This is a genomic window from Streptomyces ossamyceticus, assembly GCF_001418475.1.
Taxonomy (GTDB): Bacteria; Actinomycetota; Actinomycetes; order Streptomycetales; family Streptomycetaceae; genus Streptomyces; species Streptomyces ossamyceticus.
Map to the genome: position 1 here is coordinate 1 of NZ_LIQX01000338.1, position 15,169 is coordinate 15,169.

General features: G+C 72.5%; 9 protein-coding genes. 2 read left to right on the forward strand and 7 right to left on the reverse strand.

Annotated features, from left to right (window positions below):
* Positions 1–1,694, forward strand: a 1,694-nt coding sequence (locus AOK15_RS24420; RefSeq protein ID WP_107099508.1) for a glycoside hydrolase family 3 C-terminal domain-containing protein, incomplete at its 5' end; no start/stop codon positions are given.
* Here the strand turns inward: AOK15_RS24420 and AOK15_RS24425 are convergent.
* From AOK15_RS24425 to AOK15_RS24450, 6 genes are all read right to left on the reverse strand, one after another.
* A complete protein-coding gene (locus AOK15_RS24425) occupies positions 1,684–2,595 on the reverse strand; it encodes a carbohydrate ABC transporter permease (protein ID WP_055520386.1) in 912 nt (303 codons plus the stop codon). The genes AOK15_RS24420 and AOK15_RS24425 overlap by 11 nt on opposite strands.
* On the reverse strand, positions 2,592–3,611 hold the full coding sequence (locus tag AOK15_RS24430; protein WP_055520388.1) for a carbohydrate ABC transporter permease: 1,020 nt from the start codon (positions 3,609–3,611) through the stop codon (positions 2,592–2,594). Before AOK15_RS24430 ends, AOK15_RS24425 begins: the two co-directional genes overlap by 4 nt.
* Before the next feature lie 2 nt (positions 3,612–3,613).
* The gene (locus tag AOK15_RS24435) at positions 3,614–4,987 is read right to left on the reverse strand and encodes an extracellular solute-binding protein (RefSeq protein ID WP_055520389.1); all 1,374 of its coding nucleotides are present in this window, start codon (positions 4,985–4,987) and stop codon (positions 3,614–3,616) included.
* Positions 4,988–5,168: 181 nt separating this feature from the next.
* The gene (locus tag AOK15_RS24440) at positions 5,169–5,822 is read right to left on the reverse strand and encodes a hypothetical protein (RefSeq protein ID WP_055520390.1); all 654 of its coding nucleotides are present in this window, start codon (positions 5,820–5,822) and stop codon (positions 5,169–5,171) included.
* Positions 5,819–10,159: a glycoside hydrolase family 38 N-terminal domain-containing protein gene (locus AOK15_RS24445; protein ID WP_055520391.1), complete on the reverse strand. Its 4,341-nt coding sequence runs from the start codon at positions 10,157–10,159 to the stop codon at positions 5,819–5,821. Before AOK15_RS24445 ends, AOK15_RS24440 begins: the two co-directional genes overlap by 4 nt.
* A 131-nt stretch (positions 10,160–10,290) precedes the next feature.
* The gene (locus tag AOK15_RS24450) at positions 10,291–11,175 is read right to left on the reverse strand and encodes a MurR/RpiR family transcriptional regulator (protein WP_055520393.1); all 885 of its coding nucleotides are present in this window, start codon (positions 11,173–11,175) and stop codon (positions 10,291–10,293) included.
* 171 nt (positions 11,176–11,346) lie between these two features.
* Here AOK15_RS24450 and AOK15_RS24455 point away from each other — a divergent pair, with 171 nt between their 5' ends.
* Positions 11,347–12,135, forward strand: coding sequence for a sugar isomerase domain-containing protein (locus tag AOK15_RS24455; protein ID WP_055520395.1), 789 nt, complete (start codon positions 11,347–11,349; stop codon positions 12,133–12,135).
* Between the two features lie 6 nt (positions 12,136–12,141).
* On the opposite strand, the gene AOK15_RS24460 is transcribed toward AOK15_RS24455, so the two are convergent.
* Positions 12,142–15,169, reverse strand: a 3,028-nt coding sequence (locus AOK15_RS24460) for a beta-N-acetylglucosaminidase domain-containing protein (protein ID WP_055520397.1), incomplete at its 5' end; no start/stop codon positions are given.

Sequence of the window (15,169 nt, forward strand, 5' to 3'; positions counted from 1 at the left end):
GCGAGGACCCCCACCTCGCCGCCCGGCTGACGGAGGCACTCGTCCGCGGTATGCAGGGCGAGGGCGAACGCTTCGCCGCCGACAAGGCCCCCGTCGTCCTCAAGCACTTCGCCGGCCAGGGCGCCACCGTCGGCGGCCGGAACTCCGCCGAGTCCGAACTCGGCCCCCGCGAACTCCACGAGATCCACCTCCCCGCCGCCCGCGCCGGGATCCGCGCCGGGGCCGCCGCCGTCATGGCCGCGTACAACGAGGTCGACGGGCTGCCCTGCTCCGGCAACCGCGCCCTGCTCACCGGGCTGCTCCGCGACCGCTGGGGCTTCGACGGGCTGGTCATGGCCGACGGGCTCGCCGTCGACCGGCTCGCCCGCATCACCGGCGACAAGGTCTGTGCCGGAGCCCTCGCGCTCCACGCCGGGATCGACCTCAGCCTCTGGGACGAGGGCTTCACCCATCTCGCCGAGGCCGTCGAACGCGGCCTGGTCGGCGAGGCGGCCCTGGACGCCGCTGTGGCCCGCGTACTGCGCCTGAAGTTCCGCCTCGGCCTCTTCGACCAGCCGTCCACACGGCCCGTGCCGGTCCCCGAGCACACCGGGCGCGCCCTCGGCACCGCGCTGGCCCGCGCCTGCGTCACCCTCCTCCACAACCCGGCCGGCGTCCTCCCGATCGGCCCCTCCGTACGCCGTGTCGCCGTGCTCGGCCCGCACGCCGCGACCACCGCCCACCTCCTCGGCGACTACACCGCCCCGCAGCGCCCCGGCACGACCGTCCTCGACGCGCTGCGCCGCCTCGCCCCGCCCGGCACGGACGTCCGCCACGCCCGCGGCTGCGCCCTCACCGGCGACGACCGCACCGGCCTGCCCGAGGCGGTCGCGACGGCCACCGCCTGCGACCTCGCCGTGCTGGTGCTGGGCGGCAGCAGCGCCCGCACCCCCGACACGGAGTTCGACGCCAACGGGGCCGCGCGCACCCTCGCCCCCGAGATGACCTGCGGCGAGGGCGTCGACCTCGCCGGACTGCGGCTGGGGGAGGCCCAGTACGCGCTCCTCGACGCGGTCACCGCCACCGGAACCCCCACCGTCGTGGTCCTGGTCCAAGGGCGCCCGCACGCCGTCCCCGAGGCGGTGGACCGCGCGGACGCGCTGCTCACCGCCTGGTACCCGGGCCCCTGGGGCGGCGAGGCCGTCGCCGAGGTGCTCCTCGGGCTCACCGAACCCGCCGGGCGCCTCCCGCTGTCGGTCCCGCGCTCGGCGGCCCACCTGCCGGTGTACTACAACCACAAGGACACCGAGTACGGCTCCTACGCCGACGGCGACGCCGGGCCGTTGTTCTCCTTCGGGCACGGACTGTCGTACACGACCTTCGCCTACGGGCCGACCCGGCTGACCGGGCACACCGTCGAGGTCGACGTCACCAACACCGGCACCCGGCCCGGCCGTACCGTCGTCCAGGTCTACCTCCGGCGGCTGCGCACCCCCGTCTGGCCGCGCTCGCTCGAACTGCGGGCGTTCCAGGGCGTGCAGCTCGCGCCGGGGGAGTGCCGCACGGTCGCGCTGCGCCTCGGCGCCGACCAACTGTCGCTGGTCGACGCCGATCTGGAGACCACGGTGGTGCCGGGCCCGGTGGAGATCCGGGTCGCGGGCTCGGCGCGGGAGGCACTGGACGCCGTACCCGCCGTGCTGGACGTCAGAGTTTGACGGCCCCCGACGACACGCCCTTGTAGAACCACCGCTGGGTGATGACGAACAGCACCAGCACCGGGATCACGGAGATCACCGAGCCCGCCATCACCAGCCGCTGGTCGTAGCCGAACGACGACGACTGGAGCCGGGCGAGGCCCAGCGTCAGCGTGAAGTGGTCCTCGGAGCGCAGCACGATCAGCGGCCACAGGAAGTCGTCCCAGGCGCTGATGAACGTGTTGATGGTGACGACGAGGATCGCTCCCCACGCCGACGGCAGGTACAGATACCGGAACCGCTTCCACTCGCCGGCCCCGTCGAGCATCGCCGCGTCCTCGATCTCGCGCGGCACGGCGAGGAACGCGGCCCGCATGATGAGGACGTTGATCGCGGCGACGAAACCGGGCAGCCAGACGCCCACCACGTTGTCGACCAGACCCAGGTCCCGGATGCCGAGGAACAGCGACACCATGATCGACTCGAAGGGGAACATCATGGACGCCATCAGCAGCACCCAGACCAGCCCCCGCCCCTTCCAGCTCGGCTTGGAGAGCATGTAGCCGGCGAGCGTGGAGAACACCAGCTGACTGGTGATCGACAGCAGGGCCACGGCCACGCTGTTGCGGATGTACGTCCACACCGGGACCTGGTCGAACACCTCGCGATAGGCCCGCAGCGTCGGATCGCGCGGGAACAGCGAGGCGTTCGAGCCGAACACGTCCTCGCCGACACCCTTCAGCGACGACAGCAGCTGCCACAGCAACGGGCCGACGGTGATGCCGAGGACGAACAGCAACAGCAGGTAGCGGACGACGAGTTCACGTGGCCGCCCGTAGTCCCGCCAGCGAGGCATCAGATGCCGCTTCCCGGCCGGGGCCGCGGCCGCCGCGGTCCGCTGCTCCTTCACGGCGGTGGTCATGCCGTGTCCTCCTTCGTCAGGCGCTGCGCGAGCAGCGTGAGCCCCAGGGTGAGCACGAAGAGGGCGACGCTGACCGCCGAGCCGTAACCGGCGTTGCCGGTGAGCGGGTCGAGGGCGACGTCCCGGATGTAGAACGGGAGGGTGCGGTCGGCGCCGCCGGGGCCGCCGGTGGAGCCGCCGAGCATGTAGATCTCGGTGAAGACCCGCAGTGAGCCGATCCCGGTGAGGGTGCCGACCAGCAGCATCGAAGTGCGTACACCGGGCATGGTGACGTGCCAGAAGCGGCGGATCGCGCCCGCGCCGTCCACGGCGGCTGCCTCGTGCAGCTCCCTGGGCACGTTCCCCAGCGCGGCCAGGTAGAAGATCATGTACCAGCCGAGGCCCTTCCACAGGGTGAGCCCCATCGCGCACAGCAGGATCAGCCACGAGTCGGACAGGAACGGGATCGCCGACCGGACGATGTGGGCCTTCTGGAGCCAGGTGTTGACCAGGCCCTGATCGCTGAGCAGCCACTGCCAGCTGAGCCCGACGACCACGCTGGAGGCGAGGACGGGTGTGTAGAAGGCGGAGCGGAAGAAGCCGATGCCCGGCAGGTTCTTCTCCACCAGCACCGCCAGCATCAGCGGTAGCAGCACCATCAACGGGACCACGATCACCGCGTACAGCAGGCTGTTGCGGGTGGCGAGCCAGAAGTCGGCGTCACCGAGCATCCGCGTGTAGTTGTCCAGGCCCACGAACGAGGCGGCGCCGCCGAGCGGTTTGGCGTCGGTGAACGACAGCAGGAGCGTGTTCAGGAACGGATACACGCCGAAGACGGTGACGCCGATGATCGCCGGGGACATCCACAGCCACGGCAGCCACCAGCGCCGGTACAGCGCGGCGCCGCCCGCGTCGGCGGTGGGGCCGGGCCTGAGGGCCCGCACCAGGCGGCGCCTGCCGCCCGGTTCCCCGGCCCGGGTGCCGCGGGAGGACACCGCGGCACCCGGATCCTTCGTGGGGGGCGAGAGGGTGGTCATGCTCAACTTCCCTGCTCGACCAGCGCGTTGGCCTTCTTCTGGGCCTCGTCGAGCGCGTCCTGGGCGCTCTTCTTGCCCTGCATGGCCAGCTGGATCTGGGCCGAGATGGCGTTCAGCTCACCGGGGGTGAGGGCGATCTCGTCGGCGGTGGCGGTCCTGCGGTCGCTCGCCACGATCTTGCGGGCCTGGGCGAAGGGGTCGTCGCCCTTGACCGACTGGAAGAACGGGTCGTTCAACGACGCCGTGGTGGACGGGAAGATCACCACGTTGGGGTCCTTCGCCCACTCCAGCTGGTTCTTCGCGTTGGTCAGGAATCGGGCGAAGGCCAGCGCGGTCGCCGCGTTCTTGCTGGTGGTGGCGGTACCGATGTACTGCGGCGCGCCGACGGTGTGTCCCAGGGCGTCCAGCATGAAGCGGGCCACCCCGGTCTTCCCGTAGACGCTCGGGTTGTTCTGCTGGATGAAGCGCAGGAAGTTGGGGTTCGTGGGTCCGTAGACGAGCTTGCCCTGGCCGTAGACGTTGGCCGGGTCCTGGGTGGAGGAGAGGGAGTCCCTCGGCATCCCGCCGCTCTTGTAGAGCTTCGTCATGGCCTCGACCCACTGCGCGGTCCTCGGGTCGTCGGCGAAGGTGAACTTCTTGCCGTCGGAGGAGAGGATCTTGATGTCCATCTGCTGCCAGTCGGCCGGGATGCGCAACTGCGGATTGGCTAGGAAGGCGTAGTACTTGCCGTCCGACGCCTTGGCTATCTTCTCGGCGTCCTCGAACAGACCCAGCACGGTCGTCGGAGGTTTGGCCGGGTCCAGGCCCGCCTTCTTCATCAGATCCGTGTTGAAGGTCTGCACGATGCCGCCGGAGTACCAGGGCAGGACGCTGTGCACCTCGGCGCCGGAGGCGTCCGCGTAGACGCTGGACTTCCACATCGCGGGGGTGAAGGGCTCGCCGGCGTCGGGCGCCTTCTTGTCCAGGTTCAGCAGATAGCCGCTCTTGGTGAGCGCGATCGCCGTGTTGACGTTGATGTTCACCACGTCCGGCAGCGTGCAGCCCTGCGCGTCCGCGACCAGGCGCTGGGTGAACGTGGCGTCGCCGGGGTCGTCGACCCACTTCACGGTGGTGTCCGGGTGGGCCTGCTCGAACGCCTTGATCACCCCGTTGAAGTAGTCGCCGAAGTCCTTCTTCAGGTTCGTCGTCTGGAAGGTGATCGTGCCCTTGACGTCCCCGGTGAGCTTCCCGGAGCCGACGTTGCCCTCGTCGACCGTGCAGCCGCCGGCCGTGGCGTCCCCGCCGTCGGAGCCGCCGCCCGACAGGCCGCAGCCGGCCGCGGTCAGGGTGAGGGCGATGACGCCCGCCACGGCTCCGGTCAGTCTTCTCGCGCGCATGGTGCCTCCTGCGATCCGTCAGCGGCTGGTTCAAATCACCAACTTGGACTCCGATTGATGAAAAGGTGGACCAGAATTCATCGGAGGTCAATGCCTTGCTGTGTTGCTTTTCGGTTCCGTGGCGTTTCCCCGGGTCCGTGACGCGCCGGACGCGGGCCCGGGGGTGGGCCGGGGGCGGCCGTCAGTGCCGGTGCTCGTGGTCGGGGTGCGAGGGGTCGCCGGGATGCTCGTGCCCGGGGGCGTACGCGACGTCGGCACGGGCTCGGTCCAGCCAGTCGAAGAGGGCCTGTCGGCCCCCGGCCCGCCGCAACTCCCCTGCCACCTCGTCCCGGACGTCCTCGTACGGCACGAAGTCCCCGGGCCCCGCCCCGCCGTACGGGTCGACACCGCGCCGCAGCGCCTCACGGGTGAGGAAACGGTCCGGGTTGCGGTCGTAGTAGTCCCGCACGGCCTCCTCGGGTACCGTCCGCTCGGCCTCCAGCGCCGCCAGCAGGGCCCGCGCGGCGGGGGAGTGGGCGAGGGCCACGGCGATGATGCTGCCCAGATCGGCGACCTCGGTCCCGGACACCGCGAGCACCCGCGCCGGGGACACCTCGGGCGGTGGGGCGAGCCCGCGCGCGGCGCAGGCCCGCCGCGCCAGTTCGTCGGCGACCACGACCTGCGTCGCCCACCGTCTCCGCTGCCGCTCCGCCCGCGCCCTCCCCTCCGGCAGCACCTCACGGTCCCGCGCGGGCACGGCCGCCAGCACGGTCTCCACCCGCTCCCGGGGCACGGGCTCACCGCCGACGAGCACGGCGTACGGCGCGTGGTCGTGGTGGGCCGGTCGGCCGGTCATGGCGTCACCTCCAGGACGACCGCCTCCGTGTAGGCCACGCAGCCGTGCCGGCCCGCCTTCGCCATCAACCAGTACGAGCCCGGCGGCACCGCCGACCCGTCCACCTCGATGACGCATTCGGCGCTCTCCCCGGCCTCCAGGGCGAACCCCTGGCAGCCCGGCCCGACACCGGCCCACGTCCCCCAGGACGACACCGCCCACAGTGCCCCGCCGACCGGAGCCCGTGTGGTGTTGTGCACGGTCACCGGCACCCGCACCCGCTCGCCGCGGCGGACCTCGACACGGTCGGTGCCCAGCTCCATTACGAGGCTCGGCCCGGTCCGCCCGTCCGGCTCGCCCGGCGCCGCGTCCCCGGGCACGTCCAGGGCGATCATGTCCTCGAACGTCTGCCCGCCGTACGACAGCCGTGCCGCGAGCCCGTACCGGCCGGGCACCGGGTCCGGCGGCGGCGTCACGGTGACCTCGGTGAGGGTGAAGCCGCCCGGCCCCAGCGTGTACGGCAGATCGGCGGGCTCGGCGGTCCAGCCGGGCGGCACCTCCAGGGCCACCGTCCCCGACACCGCCGTGTCGGTCAGCTCGGAGGAGACGCGGACCGTCGCGGTGACCGGCCCGTCCGCGGTCAGCGCGGCCGGTGACAGAAACACGGCCACCGGCATGTTCCCGCGGGGCGCGGGGCCCGAGTTGTGCAGCCAGTAGCGCGTGTGCACGGGCTGCGCGGGCTCGCACGCGGCCACACCGGCCCCCTCCGCGGACCCTCCCTCGGCGGATTCGGTGTCCGTGCCTCTCGCCGGGCCTCCAGCGGCAGGCACCGCCAGTACCGTGGCCACCTCGAAGCCGTTCAGGTCCAGTTCCAGGGCACCGTCCGCGCCGGGTGGCACCTCCTCGCCCGGCCGCTCCAGCACATCCGCCCGACGGCCCTCCACCCACGCCGAGGGACCGGTCAGCCGCGCCCGCACCGGCCGCCCGTCCACCTCGTGCGCCCGTACGACCACACCGCGAGCCGGGTCGGCGGGCGCCGTACCACCCCGGGCCAGCGGAGACCCGGCCGGCTTCAGCGCGTCGAGGAGCACCCGGCCCTCGGGTTCCAGCGCAAGCAGGGCCGAGACCCTCGGCAGCCCCGGCCGCTCGGCCCGGTCGCTCTCTCCCCCCGCCCGGCCCCCGGCCGGCTTGCGCAGCCGTGCCCTGAGAGGGTGGTTGAACGCGTGCCCCGCCCGCGGCCAGCCCAGGTCGCGCCAGTCCCCCTCGCCCGCGACGACGGCGTACTCGAAGGTGTGGGACCAGCGCTGCAACTGGAAGCCGGAACCGTCGGGGGCGGTGCGGCGGGGCGGGTCGACCCAGATGCCTGAGGGCCAGCCGGTGCAGGACCGCATGAGGGACATGTAGAGGTCGCCGGAGGAGGTGACCACGCAGCCGGGGGTGCCCCGGTTGAGGATCGCGAAGCCGCGGCCGTCCCAGGCGTCGCCGGGCGGCAGCGCCTCGCCGCCGCCGGCCGAGGTGGCCCGTACGGTCGCGTCGTCCAGATCGGCGATCAGCGCGTCGACCGCCTTCGCGTCGTCCTCGGGGCGGGCGCCCGCCACCACGAGCAGCGGCAGCCGCTCCAGGTCCCGCAGATCCGCGCCGGGCACCCACTCCTCGCGCAGCGAGGCCCGCGGGGCCACCCACACCGACGCCAGGCCGTCCCGCGCCAACTGGCGGCGCAGTTCACGGGCCGCCGCGGGATCCCAGCCGAGAGCCTCGGCGACCAGGCTGTTGCGGTCGGGTCCGCCGACGGCGACCCGGATGTCGGGCAGATTGGAGTCGACCTCCAGATCGCCGTAGCGGGGACCGCCCGCGATCGTCGACGTGGCCGTGACGCCCGTGCGGACCAGTGCGGCGGCGAGCGGGGTACCCAGCTCACCGGCGGCGTCCCAGTCGGCGAAGACCAGCTCGGCCACGCCGATCGACCGGTGGCCGAGCAGTGCCCCGGTGTCGTCGTGGACGGCGACCCGGGCCGTGGAGCCGAGCCCGAACCAGGTGTGGGCCGGGTTGTCGAGCGTCCACGGGAACTCCTCGCTGTCCACCTCCACGAACCCGAAGCCGCGCCCGATCACCGCGTCCGCCACCTCGTGCACCGGCAGTCCGCCGCGTACGCCGGAGGGCCAGCGCACCCGGATCAGCCGGTCGGCGCCGTCGTACCCGTCGACGGTCGTCGTCACCTCCAGCCGGTCCACGCCCGCCCACAGTGTGAGCCGCTGCGTGCAGCGGAAGAGTCCCAGGTCGGTGCGGACGGTGATGCGGGAGCCCGCCGGTGAGTGCTCGACATCGATGTCAGCCACCACGTCCCGGCTCCGGGCGACGGTCGTGCCGGTCGGGGTGAGATGCCAGGGTCCCTCGCCGAAGCGAGGATGCCTCGGGTACTCCTCCTGCACCACCAGCTCGTTGCCGATGTCGCCGGGCCGCAGCAGCTCCCGGCCGCCCTCGGTGAGCGCCCGCAGGCCGCTCACTCCGCCGCCGCGCGCGGGGTCGACCGTCACCTCGTAGAACTCGTTGCGGATCGTCGTCCCCTCCCCGGCGGTCCAGCCCGGGACCGAACCCTCGGCGAGGGACAGCGCCTTGAGGCCCACGCCGGGCACATCCGGTACGACGACCTTCAGGTCGCCGTCCTCGCGGACCGCCGGCAGCGGCAGGCCCGTGTCGTCCAGCGGTACCAGGCCCGGATCCGCGACGGTCAGGACGTCCCGGCGCGCCCAGGTCGCGGAGTTGAGGACGACCAGATCGGTGCCGCCCCCAGGCAGGGGGACGACCCGGTCGGCGAGTGCCTGCGTCGCGTCGGCGTGCACGGTCTCCGCCAGGTCGTACAACTCCCGCCAGCCGGTGAGCAGGTCGATGTACACCTGGTCCGACTCCGAGCCGGTGATCGCGTCGTGGTGGGCGCCGTAGATCAGCTGCCGCCACGCCTTGTCGAGGGCCGCGTCGGGGTGGGGCCGGCCGGTGACGAGGGAGGCGAGGGTCGCCCATGCCTCGGCGTCGGCGAGCAGCGTCTCCCCGTGCCGCTGGGCCTGCTTGGTGTCGATGTAGGAGACGTCCTTGCCGGTGTAGACGGGGTTCATGTCGCGGGTCTGCGGGGACGCGGTGCGCCCCTCCCGCTCCAGTTCGGCCCGTACGGCGGCGAAGAAGTCGCGGGGGACGCCGCTGACGAAGCGGGGCCAGACGTAACGGGCGTTCCAGTCGCGGTGGATGCCCATCACCCAACGGCACGGCGGGGCGTAGTCGCCGCCGACGGGCAGCAGGACGTTGCGGGTGAGGGCGACCCGCTTCAGCCCCCGGAACAGTTTCAGCGCGGCGGCCTCCGCCTCGGGCAGGGTGGGCGCGTTGTCGATGGCCCAGCCGGCGCCGTAATGGTTCACCATGTACGCGGTCAGCAGCCCGCGCCCCGAGGGGGCGATCCAGCTGAACTCCGCCGGGAACTGCATCCGCCCGGGATCGCGGGGCTCCTCGCCGAACACCGACAGGGTCGGCCCCCACTGGTGGAAAGGGCCGCGCGCCCATGAACTCGACGTGACCCCCGCGTCCGCCATCAGTCCCGGGAACTGCGGGTCGTGCCCGAACGCGTCCAGCTGCCAGGCGGTCTCCGGGGAGGCCCCCATGACGCCCCGCTGGAAGCCGTCGCCGTACAGCGCGTTGCGGACGGTCGCCTCGGCGCCCGTGAGGTTGGTGTTGGGCTCGTTGTAGGTGCCGCCCATGATCTCGACGCGGCCGGTGCGGATCAGCTGCCGCAGGAAGGCCCGCTCCTCGGGGAAGGAGTCCCAGTAGGGCTTGAGGTAGTCGACCTCGGCGAGCACGAACGTGTATGCCGGGTCGCGCCGGGCCAGGTCGCAGTGGGCCCGCACCAGGCTCATGCCGCTCTGGCCGCGCGAGTCGAAGGTGCGGGCGGGCAGGCCCGTGACCACCGGGTCGTCGGCCACGTCCCAGGTCTCGGTGTAGGCGGCCTGGGTGTTCCACCAGACGGGGTCGTAGTGGAAGTGGCTGACCATGAACATGGTCCAGCCGGGCTCGGCGGCGGTGAACTCCGCCGCGTGTCGCACCAGCCGGCCGGCGCCCGCGTCCTCGGCGACCACGGTGATCGGCCGGCGGTCACCGGGCGAGACACCGGCGGCGGCCACGGACAGCTCCGCGCGTACGGTGCCCTCCTCGCCGACGGCGACGATCGTCTCCCCGATGCTGCGGATCCCCGGCCCCTCCACGCTCAGCCGGACGGGCCGGCCCGGATCGTGCCGGAGTTCCACGGCGACCACCTGGTGCGGCTGGTCCCTCGTGCCGGTGAAGAGCTCGGTCGACTCGACAGAGATGACGCGCATGGGGCTCCTACGAGTGCTCGACGGAGCCCCATCCTGGCAGCGTGGGGTGGTTCAATCAACCATGTCTCGGCAGGTTGGTTGATTCATCCATGCATTCCCGGTCGGGTGTGCGTCGGTGTGCCCGCTCGTGATCAGCGGCCCCGCCGCGACTTCACGGCGTGCGCCCCCGCGATGTGGTCCGTCAGCGCGAGGGAGGCGCTCGCCCGCTGGTAGGAGAGCTGGCCGACCCGGACGTAGAGGCAGTCGATGAGCATCAGCACCGAGTGGCGGGCGCCGATGCTGCCCGTGCGGAAGCTGGTCTCCGAGGAGGACGAGATCAGCCGTACGTCGGCCGCGCGGGCCAGCGGCGAGCGTGGGTCGGCGGTCAGCGCGACCGTGGTGGCGCCGCGCTCCTTCGCCAGCTCGAACGGCTCGATCGTCTCACGGGTGGCACCGGAGTGGGAGATGCCGATCGCCACGTCCGCGGGGGTGAGGAGCGCGGCCGACGTGGTGGCCGCGTGCACCTCGGTCCAGCCGCGCACCGCGCAGCCGATGCGGAACAGCCGGGTCTCCGTCTCCTGGGCGACCGCTCCGCTGCCGCCGACCCCGTAGACGTCGACGCGCCGGGCCCGGGCGACAGCCTGCGCGGCCCGCTCCACGGCGTCCAGGTCGATACGGTCGATGGTCTGCTGGATGGCGCGCAGATCGGCACTGCCGACGACCTGGACGACCCGCTCCAGACTGTCGTCGGGGGAGATGTCCGGCCCGATCTCGGCGCTGCCCCACTCGGAGGACTCACCGCGGCCGCGCTCATGGGCCAGCTCGATCAGCAGGTGCTGGTAGGAGTCCAGGCCGATGGCCCGGCAGAACCGGGTGACGGTGGCCTGGGAGGTGCCGGTGCGGCGGCCCAGCTCCGCGGCCGAGCAGTGGGTGACGGCGGCCGGATCCTCCAGGATCAGCTCGCCGACCTTCCGCAGGGAGCCGGCCAGCCGGGGCAGCTCGGTGCGGATCAGGGTGGTGACATCGGTCGAGGGCATGCCACAGAAGGTATCAGCCACCCAATGCGCGAGTGGCTGAATACCAGGACCGGCCCCGGCGCGTAGGGCCGGGGCCCAGCTGCGCCATTGCCCGCGATGCCGGGCGTGTGATTCAGTGATTCACTGAGACAAGAGTATGGGGTGGTTCAATCCACCAGTGGGGAGTGTCAGGTGTCCGTCGAGTCCGCCCATGAGTCCGTGACCGAGCCGGTGAGCGCCGACGGCTTCGCGCAGCAGGCCCTGGCCGTCCTGCACCACCTCACCGGGTCCGCCCGCGCCGAGATCGGCGCGGCCGCCGCGCTGATGGCCGACTGCGTCCGCGAGGACGGTGTCGTCCAGGCCTTCGGCACCGGCCACTCCCAGGCCCTCGTCCTCGAACTGGCGGGCCGCGCCGGAGGGTTCGTCCCCACCAACCGCCTCCAGATGGCCGACCTCGTCCTCTACGGCGGCGACCACCCGAGCGGCCTCGACGACCCCCTCCTGGAACGGGAGCCCGGCATCGCCGTCCGGCTCTACGAACTCGCCGACCCCCGCCCCCAGGACCTCTTCGTCGTCGTCTCCAACTCCGGCGTCAACAACGTGATCGTGGAGATGGCCCTGCACGCCAAGGAGCGCGGCCACCGCCTCATCGCCCTCACCTCCCTCGCCCACACCGGTTCCGTACCGGCCGTCCACCCCAGCGGCAAGAAGCTCGCCGACCTCGCCGACGTCGTCCTCGACAACGCGGCCCCCCGCGGTGACGCGCTCCTCGAACTGCCGGGTGGCGGCGCCGTGTGCGCGCTGTCGACCCTGACCGGGGTGATGCTGGTCCAGATGATGGTGGCCGAGGCGACATCCCTGATCCTCGCGTCGGGCGAGCGCCCCCCGGTCTATGTCTCCGCCAACGTCCCCGGCGGCTTCGAGGGCAACCTGGAGCTGGAGAAGCGGTACGCCGGACGGATCCGGCGCACCGCGAGCTGAGCGGGCCTACGGCACGGGCACGGGTGTCAGCGCCACCGCCAGCGGATAGGCGCCGGTCCGCAGCGGCGCCCCGGCGGTGCCCGACACCGTGTCGACCGGCACGAGTGCGTTGCCGTCGGCGGTCGTGACGTACGCCGTCGCGCCGTCCCAGTCGAGGCCGACGTCGAAGGCGGACCTGCCCACGGTGGTCCTCGCGCCCGGGGCACCGGTCACCGTGTCGACGGGTGTGACGTGGTCACCGGTGCTGGGGCTCACCCACAGGGTCCGCCCGTCCGGGGACAGGCCGAGTCCGTACGCCTGCCCGGACACCAGGAGTGTCGGCTCGGTGTCGTTCGTCGCCGTGTCGATCGGAGTCACCGTCGAACCACCGGAGTTGGACACGTACACGCGCTTCCCGTCCGATGCGGCCACCACGTTGAAGGGGCGGGGCCCGACGGGGATCCCCGCGCCCGCCTTCCTCGTGCCGAGGTCGACCGGTGTGACGGTGTTGTCACGGATGTTCGCCACGTACAGCGTCCGGCCGTCCGGAGTGATCGCCATGTTCTCGGGCCCGGACCCCACGGTGACGGCCGGGCCCGCGCGCAGCGTGCCGGTGTCCACCGGCTGGACCGTGCCGTCCGTGTAGTTGGCGACCCACAGCGTGCCGCCGTCCGGTGTGAGCGCGAGCCCCGCCGGAACCCGCCCCACGGCGACCGTGCCGGTGACCGCGCCGCGTTCCACGTCGATCACACTGACGGAGTTCGACCCCTGGGCGGCCGCGTACGCGGTACGGCCGTCGGCGCTCACCACCACCTCGCCCGGGTTGGTCCCGACCCCGATCTCGGTGCTCGTGCCGGACGAGAGGTCGATCGAACTGACCGACGCCCCGCTGAAGTTGGCGGTCAACGCGCGAGGTGCCCCCTTGCCGTCGCTCACCCGGACGGGTATCGCCCTGGTCAGCACACCCGGACCTCCCGACACCACCACCGAGCGAACCCCTTCCGTAGCGTCCGCCGCGCTCGTGAAGGTGACGGTCACCGAGGCGCTGCCGCCCGCCGGGACGGCGACCGTGCCGCTGTCGGGGGACGCGGTGACCCCGGTGGGCACGGAGAGCCTCCAGTCGACGGACCGTGCCTCGGAGGCGGCCTCGTCGGAGAACCTGAGGGTGACCGCCGCGCTCGCGCCGGGCCGCAGGGACAGCGAGCCGGGTGCGAAGGACGGGTCCACTCCGGGGTCGGGGGCGTGCTCCAGCATCGCCGTGTACAGGAACTGGTCCATCACGCCCGGCGAGACCTGTTGCGGCACCGCGTCCAGCGCCTTGCGCTCGCCGCGCAGCTTCTTCCAGGACGTCGCCACGGCCTCGGCGTCGCCCCGCTTGCCCGCCAGCAGCAGGTCCACCGCGGTCAGCCCGGCGGTGCCGTAGGAGCCCAGCTTGTCCAGCCAGGGCGAGGTCTCCCTCAGGAAACCCGGACGCGGGAGGCGGGCACGCAACTGGGCCGGGATGGCCGCCATGTCGGCGAAGTAGGCCCGCAGCGCCGCCGTGGCCCGGTCGAGGCCACTGTCCTCCTCGTACGCCGTGCGGAAGGCGGCGACGAGCGCGGTCAGCGTCGGCGCCTCGGTGGCGTCCAGGTCGGAGGAGCGGTTGTTCTCGGCGAAGATCCGCAGCCATTTCGCGGCCCCGGTCCCCGGCCCCGCCAGATCCCGTACGGACGCGAGGAAAGCGGTGTGCGGATCATAGGAGTCCGGGTTCCACAGATAGGCCGCCGAGGTGAACAGGGCGAGCCTGCTGGCCTCCGCCTGCACCATCGGGTTCGCGGTGACGCCGACGGCCTCCCGCGCCACGCCGGCCTCCCGGCCCGTGACGGGGCCGAGCAGAAGACGGCTGGTGACGTAGTCGTTGACGGGGTAGTTGTCCCAGATCAGGATCGGGTGTCCGTACACCTCGCGGGCCTGACGCAGCTGCGCGGTGGTGATCTTCGGCGCGATCACGCCGACGCCGGTCCACTCGACGACGACGTCCCGGTCCAGCCGCTCGCGGAGCGCCTTCTTGTACGGGGTGTCGGCGAGGTCGGAATACTCGGTCGGCACCATTTCGAGCGGTTCCAGATCGGTCCGGCCGGCGGAGAACCTCGCCCACACCTCGTTCAGCAGATGGGACTGCGCGGCCCCGGCGGCTCCGCCCCCGCTGCCGAACTTCTCCTCGTCCGCGGGGCAGTTCCATCGGGTGTAGCTGATGTCGTCGAGCGGGACGGCGAACGAGCGCACACCGATGTCGTACAGCGAGGCGAACTTGCGGACCAGCGCCGCGATGTCGTCGTCGGAGGAGTAGCAGACCGACAGGCCGGGGGAGAGGGCGTAGGTGAACCGGACGTGGTCGGCGGCGGCCCGCTCGACGAGCTCCCGCAGTCGGCCCAGGTCGGCCGCCGGGTAGGCGTCGCGCCAGCGCTCCCGCAGATACGGGTCGTCCTTCGGGGAGTAGACGTACACGTTCTGCTTGGTGCGGCCCTGGAAGTCGAGGTGGTCCAGCCGTTCGGCGTGCGTCCACGGGGTGCCGTAGAAGCCCTCGACGACACCGCGCAGCCGTGCCGCGGGCCAGTCGCGGACCGTGACCTCGGGCAGCCGCGGGCCCCGCAGGAGCTGGCGCAGGGTCTGGGCGGCGTAGAAGGTGCCGCTGGTGTCCGTGCCGGAGAGGGCGAGCAGCGCGCGGCCGGAGCGCCGTCCGGAGGCGAGGACGTATCCCTCCGGGGGAAGCCCGGCCGGGGACTTGACGCCCAGCCGTCGCAGCGCGCCCTTGGTCGCGGGGTTCTCCCGGGGGCCGCCGACGTAGACGGTGAGAGCGGCGTCGGGCAGGCGCTCGCCGGACGGCACGGTGACGATCCGGTCCGCCCCGGCCGCCCGCAGCGCGGCCTCGACAACCCGCCGGGCGGAGCGGTCGGTGCCCGGCCCGACCACCTCCACGACGCGGCGGGGGACGGTGAGTCGGCGCCCACGCGTGTCGAAGTGTCGGGGCGCGGGCCACACCCGCGAGGCCGTGGAAGCGGCTGTGTCGTATACA